The sequence below is a fragment of the Flavobacterium plurextorum genome (genome assembly GCF_002217395.1).
In the GTDB taxonomy this organism is placed as follows: Bacteria; Bacteroidota; Bacteroidia; order Flavobacteriales; family Flavobacteriaceae; genus Flavobacterium; species Flavobacterium plurextorum.
Map to the genome: position 1 here is coordinate 13,278 of NZ_MUHD01000015.1, position 15,457 is coordinate 28,734.

Below are 15,457 nucleotides of genomic sequence, written 5' to 3' on the forward strand. Positions count from 1 at the left end.
AACATAAAAATCTGAAAATGAAAAACTTAACTAAAACTCTAAAAAAAGGTGCATTACTATTTTTAGCTGGATCATTTTTTTTGATTTCAATCGATAGTACAGCACAGCGTCGAGGCGGAGGCGGTGCACACAGACCTGCCGGCGGAATGCAGAGAGGCGGCGGTGCTATACAAAACAGACCTGCAACTCAAGCGAGACCAGCAGTAAACAGACCTGGCGCCAATAATTCGGGTACTAAAATAAACAGACCTTCCAACTCTTCCAACTCAAAAATTGGAGGAAGAACTACAACCAACAATAGAAATTCAAATACGGTAAATAGAAATAAAACAGGAAATAGAAATACCAATATCAGCGGTAACACTGTTAATCGAAACAGAAACAATGTAAACATTAATGTAAATAACAGTGTTCACGTTCGCAACAACCGTAATACTGTGGTTAGACCTGGCGTTAGACCTTATGCACGTCCGCCTTATGTATATGGCGGATATCGATACAATTGTTATCACCCTTATTTCCCTCGTCCGTATACACCTTTTTATTGGGGACCAGTTTGGCATCCTTGGGGATTCTTCGTAGCAACACTAGCCGTTACAGCAATTGTAGTGAGCGTAGAAAATGAAAAATACCATTATGATCAAGGTGTTTGGTACACTTCTTCAAATGGAGGTTATACTGCTGTTCCTGCCCCAGTTGGAGGTACCGTAAACAACATTCCGAGTGGAGCCGAAACAGTCAATACAGGAACCGTCAATAACTATTATTACGGAGGAACGTATTACGAAAAAGACGGAAGTAACTATAAAGTAGTTGCTCCAACTGCTGGAACTGTAGTAGACAAACTGCCAGAAGGTGGTGAAGAAGTAACTATTGGAGATGTAAAATATGTAAAATTTGGTGAAACCTATTATCAACCAGTTCAAGTTGACGGAAAAGATAAATATGAAGTAGTTCAGGTTGAAAAAGAGAATTAATTTTTTAAATTCTACTAATTCAGTATACTATTAAAAATTATTTTATTTACTTTTATACCTATCTATTAACAACCATTATCAGCTTAAAATTTTTACAATGAAAAATAAAACCTACTGGATATTTGCCGTGCTGACTATCTCTATTATTTCAATTGCTTATGGTTATACCAAATTAATATTACCTAAGCAAAATATGGCAGTAATGGATTGTGCCGAAACACCCGATAAATCAATAGCTTCTGTCTTTACACCAACTGTTGAAAATAAAAATAAGCCTTCAGGAAAAGCTCCAAAAGGAATGGTTTGGATTCCGGGCGGTGAATTTTCAATGGGAAGCAATGTCGAGGACGAAAGTTTATGCAGCATAAAAGGTGTTACAAAAGATGCCGCTCCAGTACATAGAGTTTATGTTGATGGCTATTATATGGACGAAACAGAAGTTACGAACGAACAATATGCTGAGTTTGTAAAAGCTACAGGATATGTAACTGTTGCTGAACAAAAACCTACCAAAGAAGAATTTCCAACCGCTGCTGAAGAAGACTTAGTAACTGGTTCTGTAGTATTCAGCCCTACTCCTGCTGCAGTAAATTTGAACAATTTTTTGCAATGGTGGGCATATATTCCTGAAACGGACTGGAAACATCCTCTTGGACCTCAAAGCTCTATACAAGGAAAAGAAAAATATCCGGTTGTACATATTACTTATGAAGATGCTGCTGCTTACGCAAAATGGGCTGGAAAAAGACTCCCAACTGAAGCTGAATGGGAATTTGCTGCAAGAGGTGGCAAAACAGGAGAAATTTACGCTTGGGGAAATGTTTTGAAACCAAAAGGAAAATTTCAAGCCAATATTTACCAAGGTAATTTTCCAATTAAAGACGGAGATACAGGCGAAGACGGCTTTAAAGGAATTGCTCCAGTAAAACAATATGCTCCAAACTCTTACGGACTTTACGATGTTGCTGGAAATGTTTGGGAATGGACAAGCGATTGGTACAGCGTAGATTACTACAAATCTTTAAGTGAAAGCGGAAAAGTTGCTAAAAACCCGCAAGGACCTGATGCTTACAATGATCCTGCAGATCCAAGCCAAATAAAACGCGTGCATCGAGGCGGTTCATTTTTATGTACAGATAAGTATTGCACAAGATACATGGTTGGAACTAGAGGAAAAGGAGAAATAAGATCTGCGGCCAATCATCTTGGTTTTAGATGCGTTAAAAGTATATAAAAGAATAAATCATATCAAAAAAAAGGATTCTGAAAACAGAATCCTTTTTTTGTTTTTAGCGACAACTTACTAAAGATATCTGCTGAAAAAATTACTTATATTTGCTAAAAATTAAAAAAAATGCAACACATCATAGATCGTTTTATCAGTTATGTAACAATTGATACCGAATCAGATCCGAATTCGAAAACTACTCCAAGTACAGAAAAACAATGGAATCTTGCTAATAAATTAGTTGAAGAACTAAAAACTATAGGCCTAACAGATATTACAATTGACGACAAAGCTTATATCATGGCGACTCTGCGAAGTAATGTTGATCATGAAGTACCGACTATTGGATTTGTTTCTCATTTTGATACGTCTCCAGACTTTAGCGGTGCAAATGTAAAACCACAAATTGTAAAGAATTATGATGGTAAAGATATTATTCTGAATGCTGAAAAAAACATCATTTTATCTCCTGATTATTTCAAAGATTTATTGCAATATAAAGGTCAAACTATCATTACAACTGACGGAACTACTTTGTTGGGTGCCGATGATAAGGCTGGAATTACAGAGATCGTTTCTGCAATGGAATACTTAATTCAGCATCCAGAAATTAAACACGGGAAAATTAGAATTGGTTTTACTCCTGATGAAGAAATTGGACGCGGCGCACATCATTTTGATGTTGAAAAATTTGGTGCTCAATGGGCGTACACAATGGATGGAAGTCAAATTGGCGAATTAGAATATGAAAATTTTAATGCTGCTGGTGCAAAAATTACTTTCAAAGGAAAAAGCGTTCACCCAGGATATGCCAAAGGAAAAATGATAAACTCAATGTTGATCGCAAATGATTTTATCAATGAACTTCCTAAAGGCGAAACTCCGCAGGAAACAAAAGGCTACGAAGGCTTTTTTCATGTTCATCATATAAAAGGTAACATTGAAGAAACAGTTTTAGAATTGATTATACGCGACCATAACAAGAAAAAATTCGAAAAACGTAAAGAGTTAATCGCAAAAATTGCCAAAAAATTCAACAAAAAGTTTGCGAAGAAATTTGGTGAAGATATTGTAATTGCTGAAGTAAAAGATCAATATTACAATATGAAAGAAAAGGTGCTTCCTGTTAAACATATTGTAGATATTGCCGAAAAAGCAATGCGAGAACTAGACATTAAACCAATCATAAAGCCTATTCGAGGCGGAACTGATGGATCTCAATTATCTTTCATGGGATTACCTTGCCCAAATATATTTGCGGGAGGGCATAATTTTCACGGAAAGTACGAATATGTTCCTGCTGAAAGCATACAAAAGGCAACAGATGTAATTGTAAAAATTGCTGAACTTACAGCAATTCCTGGAATTTTTGAAGCAACCGAAAAACCTAAAAAGAAATAATAATTGGAACCTAATTCTGATAAAAAACACGTTTGGGACAAAGTCAATTATTGGCAGGAAGAATTACTTTTCCTTAAGTCAATTATTGATAAAACTGAACTGGTTGAAACTATAAAATGGGGCGGACCTATTTATGTTTACAACAAAAAAAATGTTATTGGAATTGGAGGTTTTAAAAATTACTTCGCTATTTGGTTTCTGAACGGAGTTTTTCTAAAAGATGAAAAAAAGAGACTTATCAATGCTCAGGAAGATAAAACAAAATCTATGCGCCAATGGCGTTTTACTTCAAAAGAAGAAGTAAACGAAAAAGAAGTTTTAGAATATATCTTAGAAGCTATTGAAAATGAAAAGCAGGGCAAAATTATTAAACCTTCAAAAAAAGAAATGATAGTTTCAGAACTGTTGGAAAAAGAAATGATCCAAAATCCAGCTTTAGCCACAGCTTTTCAAAAATTCAGTCCATACAAACAGTATGAGTTTTTAGAATATATTGAAACCGCTAAACAAGAGAAAACGAAGCTTACCAGAATCGAAAAAGTGATTCCGATGATATTAGCAAATGTTGGACTGAATGATAAATACAGGTAGTATTTAAAAATTCCACGTTACATTAAACCTTTGCCAAAGTTTTAAACCTTGACAAAGGTTTTCTTTTTTTGTCATTTCGAGGAACGAGAAATCTTCGTAAGAAACTCTACAATGATTGAGGAAATTGATTGAGGAGCTACCTACAGAGATCCCTCGTTCCTCGGGATGACAATATTGAGTCGATTTCTATAGAGTTCCTGTTGTAATTTCTCTTCATAAGCAGCTCTACAAAGATTAACGATTTTGTTTGCGGAGTTTCATACGAAGATTTCTCGTTCCTCGAAATGACAAAATTGTGTTGAATTTTGTCACAAAAAAAAATCCCAAACTCCATTGAGGAATTTGGGATTTTCGATATTGTAATTTAAAAAATTAAGCTTTTTTATTCAAAGCAGCACTCATTTCCATAGAAATAGCTGAACGCTCTATTTTTAATTTTCCAGACATTGTTTCGATAATAACTGAAGTTTCAGCAAGTTCAACAACTTTACCGTGGAAACCGCTTTTTGTAATTATTTTGTCACCTACTTTTAGGCTGCTTTCAAATTCTTTTTCGTTTTTTGCTCTTTTTTGCTGTGGTCTGATCATGAAGAAATAGATTACCACAAACATTAATAGAAATGGCGCAAATTGAGTTAATTGTCCCATAATTGAAATTCTGTTTTTGATTTATATTAATACTTTCTTTTGGAATTTATAAACTGGAATTACCCTTTTACATTAGTCCTCTTCCAACTTTAACCATTTTTTTATTGGCTGTAAGTTCCTTAACAAGATTATCTAAAATTCCGTTGATAAAAATACTACTTTTTGGTGTAGAATACTCTTTTGCAATTTCTAAATATTCGTTAAGAGTTACTTTTACTGGAATTGAAGGAAATTTCAAGAATTCGCAAATTGCCATTTTTAAGATAATAGTATCAATTTCGGCAATCCTTTCACTGTCCCAATTTGGCGTTTTATCATCGTATTCTTTTGCCAAAACAGATTCGTTTAAAACTGTTCTTCTAAATAAATCTTTCGCAAAATCCTTATCCTCAACATCTTTATACAATTTAGGAACTCTAAAATCGTCTGGATCTTCAGTCTTAATTGCTTTCAATTGTTTAATGATATGTGTATTTACAACCGGAATATCATCAACCCAAGTTAATTTATCGTCTTCAAGATATTCGTATAATTTATCATTTGGAACAATAACTTCAGCAAACAAATCAGCAATAAACTGTTTGTCTTCCTCAAAAGTATTAACATTGTTGCTCATGTATTTTTTATACAAATCGCTTGCTTTAATATCATTTAAAAGTAAAATGATATAATCGTCATTTAAAGTCCAGTTGTTGATTTTACGATTTTCTAAAGCGATACTTAGAGAATTGCTCTCGGCAAGAAGTTGAAAAATTTTGTTTTTGATAAATTTTTCATTCGGATTACGTTCTGCAGCAGTTGCAAGATGTTTTTTGCTTGAAAGATGTAAAAAAACAGATTCTTTTTTGCAAATTTCAATCAATGAAGAAAGCATTATAAGATATAAATCCTGAATATTATCAATGCTGTAGAAAAGAAACTTCTCTTCTTTTTCCATATTATCAGAACCGCTTTGATGCATTGCATAAATGGACTGCATTACTTTAACGCGTATGTGTCTTCTATTTACCACCTTGTAAGAACATTTAAAAATTAGTCTGCAAAATTAGGAATTTCAATCCTTATATTAAAATTTATTCGCAAAAAAGTAATGGTTTTAGCGGTCAGTTTTCAGAATTTACTGGTCAGTCTCCGTTTATAGTGATCAGTAATCCGTATTTTAGTAGTCAGTCTAAGTATACAGGTAAAAAAAATCTCAGTCTACAGAAAAACTGTAAACTGAGACTTACTAATATATTTTCTAAACACTATAAAAAGTGAACACTGAACACTAATTATTTCTTAGCGTTTTCAATTTTTCTTGCATCAATACGATTTTGAGCAATCGTAAGCGCAGCTTTATGAGTAGTCATTCCGTTTTTCACAGCATAATCGATAATCTCTAAAGTAGTATTATAGATATTCTCGGTTTTAGCCATGATTTCTGCTTTACCATAATGCTCTAATTCAGCATAAACATTGATAATTCCACCAGCATTGATCAAGAAATCTGGAGCGTATAAAATTCCTCTTTCTTGTAATCTTGCACCGTGAACATTCTCGTCTGCCAATTGGTTGTTTGCAGCACCAGCAATAACTTTAGCTTTAATTTTGTTAACTGTATTATCGTTAATAGTTGCTCCCATTGCACATGGTGCATAAATATCAACATCTGCAGTATATAAATCCTCGCCAGTATAAATTGTCGCATTGTATTTTGAAGCAACCTGATATAATTTTTCTTCGTTAATATCAGTAATTGTAACCTGTGCTCCTTCTTTAGTTAAATACTCAACCAAAGTTTCACCCACGTGTCCAATTCCTTGAACTAAAACTTTTTTACCATCTAAAACATCAGAACCAAATTGGCTTTTTGCAGCCGCTTTCATTCCTAAATAAACACCGTAAGCTGTTACAGGAGAAGGATTTCCAGAACCACCTCTTTCTTCAGAGATTCCAGTTACGTAAGGAGTTACATCTCTTACAGTATCCATATCTTTAGTTTCCATTCCAACATCTTCAGCAGTAATATATCTTCCGCTTAAAGAGTGAACAAACTCACCAAACTTGCGCATTAACTCAGGTGTTTTTTGCGTTTTAGCATCACCAATAATTACTGCTTTACCACCTCCGATATTCAAACCGGTGATAGCTGATTTATAAGTCATACCTCTTGAAAGACGCAAAACATCGTTTAACGCTTCCCATTCAGTATTGTAATTCCACATTCTAGTACCACCTAAAGCTGGACCCATAACCGAATTATGAATACCAATAATTGCTTTTAAACCTGTATCTTTGTCATTGCAAAATACAATTTGTTCGTGATCGTCAAAAGATAATTGACCAAAAACAGGATCCATTTTTTGAAGTTCCTTTCCAGTTGCGAAAGCTGCATCCATAGCGCTAGTATTAATTAGTTAAAATTATGAATTTGTCAAAAAGACTTCTCAAACTTAAACAAAAAATACACTTGTGCTAATTTTTTATCTATATAATAACAATTACACAATATATTATTTCTGATTTAATTACATTTTATTATAATTTTAATTAAGAATAATTCATAAAATTAAATCAATTCAATATTGAATCTCTTAAAAAAATGAAAGAATTAAGCTATTTAAATAAATATTTCATTAAATACAAATACAGTTTCTCCTTAGGTATTTTAATCACCATAATCGCACAAATATTTTTCTTATTTACTCCAAAACTGGTCAGTAAGTGTTTTGACGTGATTGAGCGCTTTCTAAAATTATCCGAAGCAGACAAAAATTCAACAATAATTATCGATTTTTACCAGCGTGAATTAATCCATAACGCACTCTTAATCACGGCAAGTGCCATCGTTGGAGGATTTTTAACCTTTTTAATGCGCCAGACTTTAATAGTAATGTCCCGTCATATTGAGTTTGATTTAAAAAATGAGGTTTTTAAACAATACGAAAATCTTTCTCAAAATTTCTACAAGCAAAACCGCACCGGAGATTTAATGAACAGAATTAGTGAAGATGTATCAAAAGTTCGTATGTATGTAGGACCTGCGGTTATGTATACCATTAATACTTTTATTCGTTTTGCGATTGTTATACTATATATGTATAATGTCTCGCCGTTACTTACTTTATATACCATTTTACCTTTACCAATTTTATCGTATTGCATTTTTAAACTAAGTTCTGAAATCAATAAGCGAAGCACAACCTTTCAACAATACTTATCAAAAGTTTCGAGTTTTTCGCAGGAAATATTCTCTGGAATTAGAGTTATAAAAGCGTATTCTTTAGAAAATCAACATCAAAACAACATGATTGATCTTGCCGAAGAAAGCAAACGTAAAAGCTTAAGTCTCGCAAGAGTTCAATCATTATTTGGTCCTTTAATGATTGCCCTGATCGGAATCAGTAATTTAGTTGTGATTTATTTTGGAGGCGTAATGTATATCAACGGAACAATTCCGAATATTGGAACTATTGCTGAATTTATATTGTATGTAAATATGCTTACATGGCCTGTTGCTTCATTAGGATGGGTTTCATCTATGGTTCAGGAAGCCGAAGCGTCTCAAAAGCGTCTAAATGAATTTTTGAAAATCGAACCAGAAATCAAAAACAACAATCCAAACTCATCAGACATTCAAGGTTCAATTGCTTTTGAAAATGTAAGTTATACTTATGCAGATACTAACATTGAAGCTTTAAAAAATGTCACTTTTACCGTAAAAAAAGGAGAAACATTAGCCATTTTAGGAAAAACTGGTTCTGGAAAATCGACTATCTTATCTTTAATATCGCGATTATACGATGTTAATGACGGAAGAATAACGATTGACGGAAATGAAATCAGTACGCTAAACTTAAATGATTTGCGAAATAATATTGGAATTGTTCCTCAAGATGCATTCTTGTTTTCGGACACAATTAAGAATAACATCAAATTTGGCAATCAAAATGCAACAGATGAAGAAGTAATTGAAGCCGCAAAAAGTGCCGTTGTACATGATAATATTGCCGCTTTCAACAAGCAATACGACACTGTTTTAGGCGAAAGAGGGATCACACTTTCTGGCGGACAAAAACAGCGTGTATCGATTGCGAGGGCAATTATAAAAAATCCAGCAATTTTACTTTTTGATGATTGTTTATCTGCGGTAGATACCGAAACAGAAGAAACTATCCTAAATAACCTTTTCGAAATTTGTAAAGATAAAACTACAATAATAGTCAGTCATCGAGTTTCCTCAGCAAAGAATGCCGATAAGATTATAATTTTAGAAGATGGTAAAATCATTCAACAAGGCTCTCATAATCAATTAATAAATCAGGAAGGCTATTATTCCTCGTTATATTTAAAACAACTTTCGGAAAAAGAATTACTTTAATTGTTGCGTAATAGATAATTTTTTATGATTTTTGAGTACTATTAATTCCAAAAAATGATAGAACGTATTATGAGAGAAAATGACATGTTAGAAAAAGAAGAGATTTTTTCTAAAGTATTACGAGCAGGAAGAAGAACTTATTTCTTTGATGTGAGAGCTACTAAAGCTGACGATTATTATATCACAATTACTGAGAGTAAAAAATTTACTGAAGAAGATGGTTCTTTTCATTTTAAAAAACACAAAATTTATTTATACAAAGAAGATTTTAGTGCTTTTGCCGAAATATTAGAAGAAATGACTTCATACGTTTTGAACCACAAAGGCGAAGAAGTAATTTCTGAAAGACATCAAAAAGATTTTAAAAAAGAATACAGTTCTGATAAACCTGAAGGACAAAGATCTAGCTTTACAGATATCGATTTTGACGATATTTAGTCCTATTATAACTTTTTAAAAAGTACAAGTCCAAAATGCTAACCATTTTGGACTTTTTTTATATATTTAAACTCTATAAGTTTAGTCGAGATAAAACTAGGTCTAAACTTTTAAACTAACCATTTTAATATATAAAAATTCCAAGAAATGGAAATACAACTATTAATATTACCTGGCCTAGGAAACTCTGGCGACAAACATTGGCAGACCTTTTGGCATGAGAAATTTAAAAATTCTATTCGTTTAGTTCAAGATAATTGGGATGAGCCCGTTCGCGAAGATTGGATTTCTCGCTTAAACGAGCAAGTTTCTAAACTTGACAAACCAACTATTTTGGTCGCCCACAGTTTAGCCGTTTCTTTAGTATTGCATTGGGCAGAAACAAACAACAATAAAAATATTGCCGGAGCATTACTGGTTGCTCCTGCCGATGTCGATTCACCCGAACACACTCCTGATGTTATTAGAAATTTTTCGCCAATGCCGCTTTATAAATTACCATTTCCGTCGATAGTTGTAGCCAGTGAAAACGATCCTTACTCTTTGTTTGAAAGAAAGCAGTATTTTGCTGAAAAATGGGGTAGTGATTTTGTAAATATTGGCAGACAAGGCCACATTAACTCAGATTCTGATTTAAAATATTGGGAAGAAGGACAAGCGATTTTGCAAAAGCTGATATCGAATATTAATAAGTAATCAGTGTTCAGGTTTTTAGTATTCAGTTTTAGATAAGTAAATAATTGAACACTAAAAACCTGAACACTGAACACTATCCTATACGAAGTCCATTTTCAATCTTAAAATCGGGGGCTAATAAAATAACATCTCCCTCCTCGCCTACTGCACCAAGCACAAGACATTCGCTCATAAATTTCCCTATTTGTTTTTTAGGAAAGTTTACAACCGCTACAATTTGTCTGTTTAGTAAATCTTCTTTTTGGTAGCGTTTTGTAATTTGTGCAGATGATTTTCTAATGCCAATTTCTGACCCAAAATCTATAGTCAATTGAAAGGCAGGTTTTCTCGCTTCAGGAAAATCATTTACCTCCACGATAGTTCCAACTCTCATATCTGTTCTTTCAAATTCATTCCAGGTTAAATCCATTTTTTGATTTTTGATTATTTACAAACCTATAAATTTTGTCCCTAATATCATTATTTCTGCAATCTATTTTTTAGAGCTGTCTTTACTCTTAAAAAGCAGCTCTAGAAGAATTATTCTTGTGCTCTTTTTTTTACAGAAATTAAAAGCTATTTTTGAGAACTAATTTTCTATAAAAATGGCACGAACTCCTTCAAATATGATTCCTTTGGGAACAATTGCTCCCAATTTTTATCTAAAAGATACCAATTCTAATAATGAATACTCTTTTGAAGATTTGAAAGGATCAAAAGGAACTCTTGTTATTTTTATGTGCAATCATTGCCCATTTGTTCTTCATGTCATCAAAGAAATTGTAATGATTGCAAATGATTACCGCGTTCAAGGACTTGGCGTAATAGCCATTTCAAGCAATGATATTGAAAAGTATCCTGAAGATTCGCCAGAGATGATGACTGAATTTGCTTTTAAAAATAAAATTGATTTTCCCTACCTATTTGATGAAACTCAAGAAATTGCAAAAGCTTATAATGCCGCCTGCACTCCTGACTTTTACTTATTCGACAGTCAAGATCGATTATTTTACAGAGGTCAGCTTGATGATTCAAGACCCGGAAACGGAATTCCGTTAAGCGGAAGCGATTTAAGAAGTGCCATTGATGCCTTAATTTACAATCGTACCTTAAATGCAATTCAAAAGCCAAGTATAGGCTGCAATATCAAATGGAAATAAAGAGTGTACACCTTTAAAAAAGTTTACCTATCTTTGCACTATCTAATAAACAAATCCTCATTTTGAGCACTATAACAATATTTACAGTTTACCTGTTGTTGTCTTCTTTAAGAAGAGAACTGTCTGGTGCTGTTTTTATTTCACATAGTAAGGCCTTTATTAATTAGGCCTCCGTCTATTCCAATTTCTTCTTTCAGGCGGAGGATTTTACCACATTTTAATATTTATTTTTATTTGAAGGAGTAACTTCTCTCAAATAATTTTTTGCTTTTTTTAATCAAACAATCCCAAAACATCAATTGTACAAAATCTACAATTTGATTTTTTTTGAGTTAAAAAAAAACTAATCAGCCTGAAAGAACAAATTTGAAATACAAAACACAAACGTTTAAATTATAACAATAAAATATAGATATATGAAACCAACACCCACATTCTGTAAAACAGATTATCAATTTTTAAGAGAATTGATATTAAAAAGCAAAAATTCAACAAATACTAAAGAAGCAAATCAGCTTTCGCAAGAATTAGATCGTGCAGTTATCAGCAAAGAAAGCGAGCTGGATAGTTCTGTTATCCGAATTAACTCTTTTGTAACAATTGAAGATGTAAAGGCGAATAAACAAATGAAAATTCAAATCGTTTTACCTTCATCTGCAGACGTAAAACAATCTAAAATTTCGATTCTTGCACCATTAAGCGTTGCTATCATCGGATTTAAGGAAAATGACGAAGTCGATTGGGAATTACCTGCTGGTATAAAGACTTTAAAAATAATAGCAGTAGACAATACGGCTGTACATAATTTATAACTTTTTAAACACCTCATTCTGTGACGGTGTTTTTTTTATATCTATCCATAAACAAAAAAACTATTCAATAGACTTACTGAATAGTTTTAATTATCATTTCTTAAAAGCAAATTATAACTGCGAATGAATATAATTTGTTATTGATGCCATTTTCACATCGTCTAACTTTGCTTTCTTCTGCATACGCACCAAAATTGGCTTCCAATCTTCTTTCGTAAAATCTTTTGGTTCGTACAATTTGTGACATTTTGCACAACTATTATCATACAAATTTTTACCCTCTGCCAATTCAGGAGTTAATTCGGCTTTTACCGTTTTAGAAGCTGGAGCAGAAGTTTCTGCTGTTGCAGCGGTTGTTTTTTTTGTACCGCACGACGCTAAAAGTAACGTTACAACTGCTAAAGTTAGAATTTTTGTTTTCATTGCCTTGATTTATTTTTAAGTAAATATAAAAAAAATCCCATTCGACAAGGCGAATGGGATTCTATTTAAAATCAATTTAAACTTTATCAGTTTTATTATTTTACGTCCATTAATTCAACGTCAAAAATCAAAGTTGCGTTTGGCGGAATTACTCCTCCTGCACCTGATGGTCCGTAAGCTAAATCAGAAGGAATTACAAAACGAGCTTTGTCTCCAACTTGTAATAAAGCAATACCTTCATCCCATCCTTCAATAACTTGACCTTGACCTAATCTAAATTCGATTGGTTTTTTACGTGGGTAAGATGAATCAAAAACTTTTCCGTTTTCTAAAGATCCTTCGTAGTGAACAGAAACTGTTTTACCTGCTTCTGCTTGTTTACCGTCACCTTTTTGAATCATTTTGTAACGTAAACCGCTTTCTGTTTTATCAAAACCTGCTGCTAATTGTTCCATTTTTGCTTCAGATTCTGCTTTTAAAGCTGCTTCACGTTTCAAACGAGCACCTTTTAAACCAATAAAAGCTTCGATTGCATTCCATTTTTGAGCCTCTTCACCAACTCTAATAATTTCTAAAGTTTCAAGAGCATCACCTTGAGCAACAGCATCAACTACATCTTGTCCTTCAACAACATAACCAAAAACACTGTGTTTTCCATCTAACCAAGGAGTTGGAACGTGTGTGATAAAAAACTGAGAACCGTTACTTCCTGGACCAGAATTTGCCATAGACAAAACTCCTGGACGATCGTGTTTTAAACTAGATACAAATTCATCATCAAATTTATAACCTGGATCTCCAGTTCCAGTTCCTTTTGGACATCCACCTTGAATCATGAAATCAGGAATTACTCTATGAAAGTTTAATCCGTCATAAAATTTTTGTCCTTGAGGTTTTACTTTATTCTCCATATTTCCTTCTGCAAGAGCTACAAAATTCCCTACGGTTCCTGGTGTTAAATCGTGTGTAAGTTTTACTAAAATCGAACCTTTACTAGTATTGAATTTAGCGTATATTCCGTTTTCCATTGTTGTTATTTTTAATTTGACTGCAAATTTACAAATTAATTTTTTATCAATTTGCGCTTTCTATTTTTTTAGACCCGACGTTTCTGCTTTGATTTATAAGTAAGTCCGTAAACGGCTAATGCTAATAATGACAACACCATACAGCCAATTGCTACGGCATGCCATCCGCCTAATTTCCACAACAATAATCCGTATGCAGATCCTGCCGCGGTTCCTAAAAAGCTAAATGACATAAATACGGTATTTAACCTGTTTCTGGCTTCAGGTAATAGAGAATAAACTCTCGTTTGGTTTGAAATATGCACTCCTTGAATTCCAATATCAATAAACACAATTCCAATCGCAATTCCGATTACACTTTCAATAGAAAAATAGAAAATCAAAAAGCTTATTAAAATCAGTAAACAACCGTAACCAACTGCAATTCTGGAATTTCCTTTGTCTCCAATTTTTCCAACCAAAGGCGCCGCCAATGCTCCAGAAGCACCAACAATACCAAATAAACCAATTGTTGCGCTATTAAAATGAAATGGTTCACCAGAAAGCAATAAAACCATAGTAGTCCAGAATGCACCAAACTGAGCAAAGCTAAAAACATTAATCATCGTAGCTTCACGCAATACAGGCTGTGTTTTTATAAGTGTAAACAAAGATTTTAACAATTCGCCATAAGTACCTTTAAACTGAGGTTTATTAACCGGAAATTTACTTTGGATCAGGAAAAAGATCAAAAGACAAATTCCCGCTGCAATATAAAACATGGATCTCCAACCTAAAATCTGACCAATAAAACCACTTAAAGTCCTAGAGAGAAGAATTCCAACTAAGAGACCGCTCATAATGGTTCCAATTACTTTTCCTCTTTGTTCAGGAGTGCTCAGCGAGGCTGCCAAAGGCAAAATAAGCTGTGGTACAATTGATGTAATCCCAATTAATAAAGAAGCAATTTGCAGAACCAAAAAGCTTTTGGCTGCAGCAGCAATAAGCAATGCTATTACAGAGGCAAAAGTGGTTATTAAAATTTGCTTTTTACGTTCTAGTTTATCCCCTAGCGGCACCATAAAAAACAACCCAATAGCATAACCTGCCTGAGTTAAATAAGTTATAGTTCCTGCACTGGCTTCTGGAATTTTAAATTCGTTGGCAATTAAAACAATTAAAGGCTGGCAGTAATAAAGATTTGCAACGATAAGACCAGTGCAAACTGCCATAAAAAGGACATTCGTTTTAGATAAATTCATTTTGCAAAAATACTATTCTAATTGGAACCAAAACTTTAAAAAAAATATAAAATTTCTAAAGTCTCCATTAAAACCAAGCCTTTTTATACCAATTATGCAGTATTTGAAAACTTTTTTATTTCATAAAATCTTCGCGCATTGGGCTAAAAACATCGGTTAGAAGACCACTTTCTAAGCAAACAACACCATGAACAGCATGAGGCGGAATATAAAAACTATCTCCTTCTTTCAAAGTTTCTGTTACGCCGCTTATCGTAACATCAAATTTACCGCTTGAAACGTAAGTAACCTGAGAATGATAATGTTCATGCAAAACACCAATTCCTCCTTTTTCAAAATGTACATTAACAAGCATAACGCGATCATCAAAAGCTAATATTTTACGTTTGATTCCTTCGCCTACAACTTCCCATTCTATTTCATCTCCTTTAATAAACTCTTTACTTGTTCCGAAACTCATATTATTTAATTT

At 33.2% G+C, this 15,457-nt stretch carries 17 protein-coding genes; 9 read left to right on the forward strand and 8 right to left on the reverse strand.

Going from position 1 to position 15,457, the window contains the following annotated elements:
- Positions 1 to 17: 17 nt before the first annotated feature.
- The 4 genes from B0A81_RS08445 (at position 18) to B0A81_RS08460 (ending at position 4,197) form a co-directional block, all read left to right on the forward strand.
- Positions 18 to 977, forward strand: coding sequence for a DUF6515 family protein (locus B0A81_RS08445; RefSeq protein ID WP_089057614.1), 960 nt, complete (start codon positions 18 to 20; stop codon positions 975 to 977).
- A 97-nt stretch (positions 978 to 1,074) separates the two neighbouring features.
- The gene (locus B0A81_RS08450; protein WP_089057615.1) at positions 1,075 to 2,211 is read left to right on the forward strand and encodes a formylglycine-generating enzyme family protein; all 1,137 of its coding nucleotides are present in this window, start codon (positions 1,075 to 1,077) and stop codon (positions 2,209 to 2,211) included.
- Between the two features lie 120 nt (positions 2,212 to 2,331).
- On the forward strand, positions 2,332 to 3,606 hold the full coding sequence (pepT, locus tag B0A81_RS08455; protein WP_089057616.1) for a peptidase T: 1,275 nt from the start codon (positions 2,332 to 2,334) through the stop codon (positions 3,604 to 3,606).
- Positions 3,607 to 3,609: 3 nt separating this feature from the next.
- Entirely contained in the window at positions 3,610 to 4,197 is a 588-nt protein-coding gene (locus B0A81_RS08460) for a YdeI/OmpD-associated family protein (RefSeq protein WP_089057617.1), read from the forward strand.
- 372 nt (positions 4,198 to 4,569) lie between these two features.
- Here the strand turns inward: B0A81_RS08460 and yajC are convergent, their stop codons facing one another.
- The 3 genes from yajC to B0A81_RS08475 form a co-directional block, all read right to left on the reverse strand.
- Positions 4,570 to 4,845 carry a preprotein translocase subunit YajC gene (yajC, locus tag B0A81_RS08465; protein ID WP_089055418.1) on the reverse strand — a complete coding sequence of 92 codons (276 nt, stop codon included), beginning with the start codon at positions 4,843 to 4,845 and terminating at the stop codon, positions 4,570 to 4,572.
- Between the two features lie 67 nt (positions 4,846 to 4,912).
- Positions 4,913 to 5,824 (reverse strand): transcription antitermination factor NusB, encoded by a 912-nt coding sequence (gene nusB / locus B0A81_RS08470; RefSeq protein ID WP_089057661.1) that lies wholly within the window; start codon positions 5,822 to 5,824, stop codon positions 4,913 to 4,915.
- Between the two features lie 295 nt (positions 5,825 to 6,119).
- Positions 6,120 to 7,226: a Glu/Leu/Phe/Val family dehydrogenase gene (locus B0A81_RS08475; protein ID WP_089057618.1), complete on the reverse strand. Its 1,107-nt coding sequence runs from the start codon at positions 7,224 to 7,226 to the stop codon at positions 6,120 to 6,122.
- A 203-nt stretch (positions 7,227 to 7,429) separates the two neighbouring features.
- Here B0A81_RS08475 and B0A81_RS08480 point away from each other — a divergent pair, with 203 nt between their 5' ends.
- The 3 genes from B0A81_RS08480 to B0A81_RS08490 all read left to right on the forward strand — a co-directional run bounded on the left by B0A81_RS08480 (position 7,430) and on the right by B0A81_RS08490 (position 10,342).
- The gene (locus B0A81_RS08480; protein ID WP_089057619.1) at positions 7,430 to 9,208 is read left to right on the forward strand and encodes an ABC transporter ATP-binding protein; all 1,779 of its coding nucleotides are present in this window, start codon (positions 7,430 to 7,432) and stop codon (positions 9,206 to 9,208) included.
- Between the two features lie 69 nt (positions 9,209 to 9,277).
- Positions 9,278 to 9,646 (forward strand): PUR family DNA/RNA-binding protein, encoded by a 369-nt coding sequence (locus tag B0A81_RS08485; protein WP_078227816.1) that lies wholly within the window; start codon positions 9,278 to 9,280, stop codon positions 9,644 to 9,646.
- A 147-nt stretch (positions 9,647 to 9,793) separates the two neighbouring features.
- Positions 9,794 to 10,342 (forward strand): RBBP9/YdeN family alpha/beta hydrolase, encoded by a 549-nt coding sequence (locus tag B0A81_RS08490; RefSeq protein ID WP_089057620.1) that lies wholly within the window; start codon positions 9,794 to 9,796, stop codon positions 10,340 to 10,342.
- 73 nt (positions 10,343 to 10,415) lie between these two features.
- Here B0A81_RS08490 and B0A81_RS08495 read toward each other — a convergent pair whose 3' ends face one another.
- Positions 10,416 to 10,751, reverse strand: coding sequence for a tRNA-binding protein (locus tag B0A81_RS08495; protein WP_089057621.1), 336 nt, complete (start codon positions 10,749 to 10,751; stop codon positions 10,416 to 10,418).
- A 175-nt stretch (positions 10,752 to 10,926) separates the two neighbouring features.
- Here B0A81_RS08495 and B0A81_RS08500 point away from each other — a divergent pair, with 175 nt between their 5' ends.
- A complete protein-coding gene (locus tag B0A81_RS08500) occupies positions 10,927 to 11,481 on the forward strand; it encodes a thioredoxin family protein (RefSeq protein WP_089057622.1) in 555 nt (184 codons plus the stop codon).
- 416 nt (positions 11,482 to 11,897) lie between these two features.
- Positions 11,898 to 12,293, forward strand: a complete 396-nt coding sequence (locus tag B0A81_RS08505) for a GreA/GreB family elongation factor (RefSeq protein ID WP_089057623.1) — start codon at positions 11,898 to 11,900, stop codon at positions 12,291 to 12,293.
- Between the two features lie 111 nt (positions 12,294 to 12,404).
- On the opposite strand, the gene B0A81_RS08510 is transcribed toward B0A81_RS08505, so the two are convergent.
- From B0A81_RS08510 to B0A81_RS08525, 4 genes are all read right to left on the reverse strand, one after another.
- The gene (locus B0A81_RS08510) at positions 12,405 to 12,716 is read right to left on the reverse strand and encodes a cytochrome C (protein WP_089057624.1); all 312 of its coding nucleotides are present in this window, start codon (positions 12,714 to 12,716) and stop codon (positions 12,405 to 12,407) included.
- A 95-nt stretch (positions 12,717 to 12,811) separates the two neighbouring features.
- Positions 12,812 to 13,744: a peptidylprolyl isomerase gene (locus B0A81_RS08515; protein WP_089057625.1), complete on the reverse strand. Its 933-nt coding sequence runs from the start codon at positions 13,742 to 13,744 to the stop codon at positions 12,812 to 12,814.
- A gap of 68 nt (positions 13,745 to 13,812) precedes the next feature.
- Entirely contained in the window at positions 13,813 to 14,955 is a 1,143-nt protein-coding gene (locus tag B0A81_RS08520; protein WP_233207107.1) for an MFS transporter, read from the reverse strand.
- Between the two features lie 145 nt (positions 14,956 to 15,100).
- A complete protein-coding gene (locus B0A81_RS08525; RefSeq protein WP_089057627.1) occupies positions 15,101 to 15,445 on the reverse strand; it encodes a cupin domain-containing protein in 345 nt (114 codons plus the stop codon).
- Between the last annotated feature and the right edge of the window lie 12 nt (positions 15,446 to 15,457).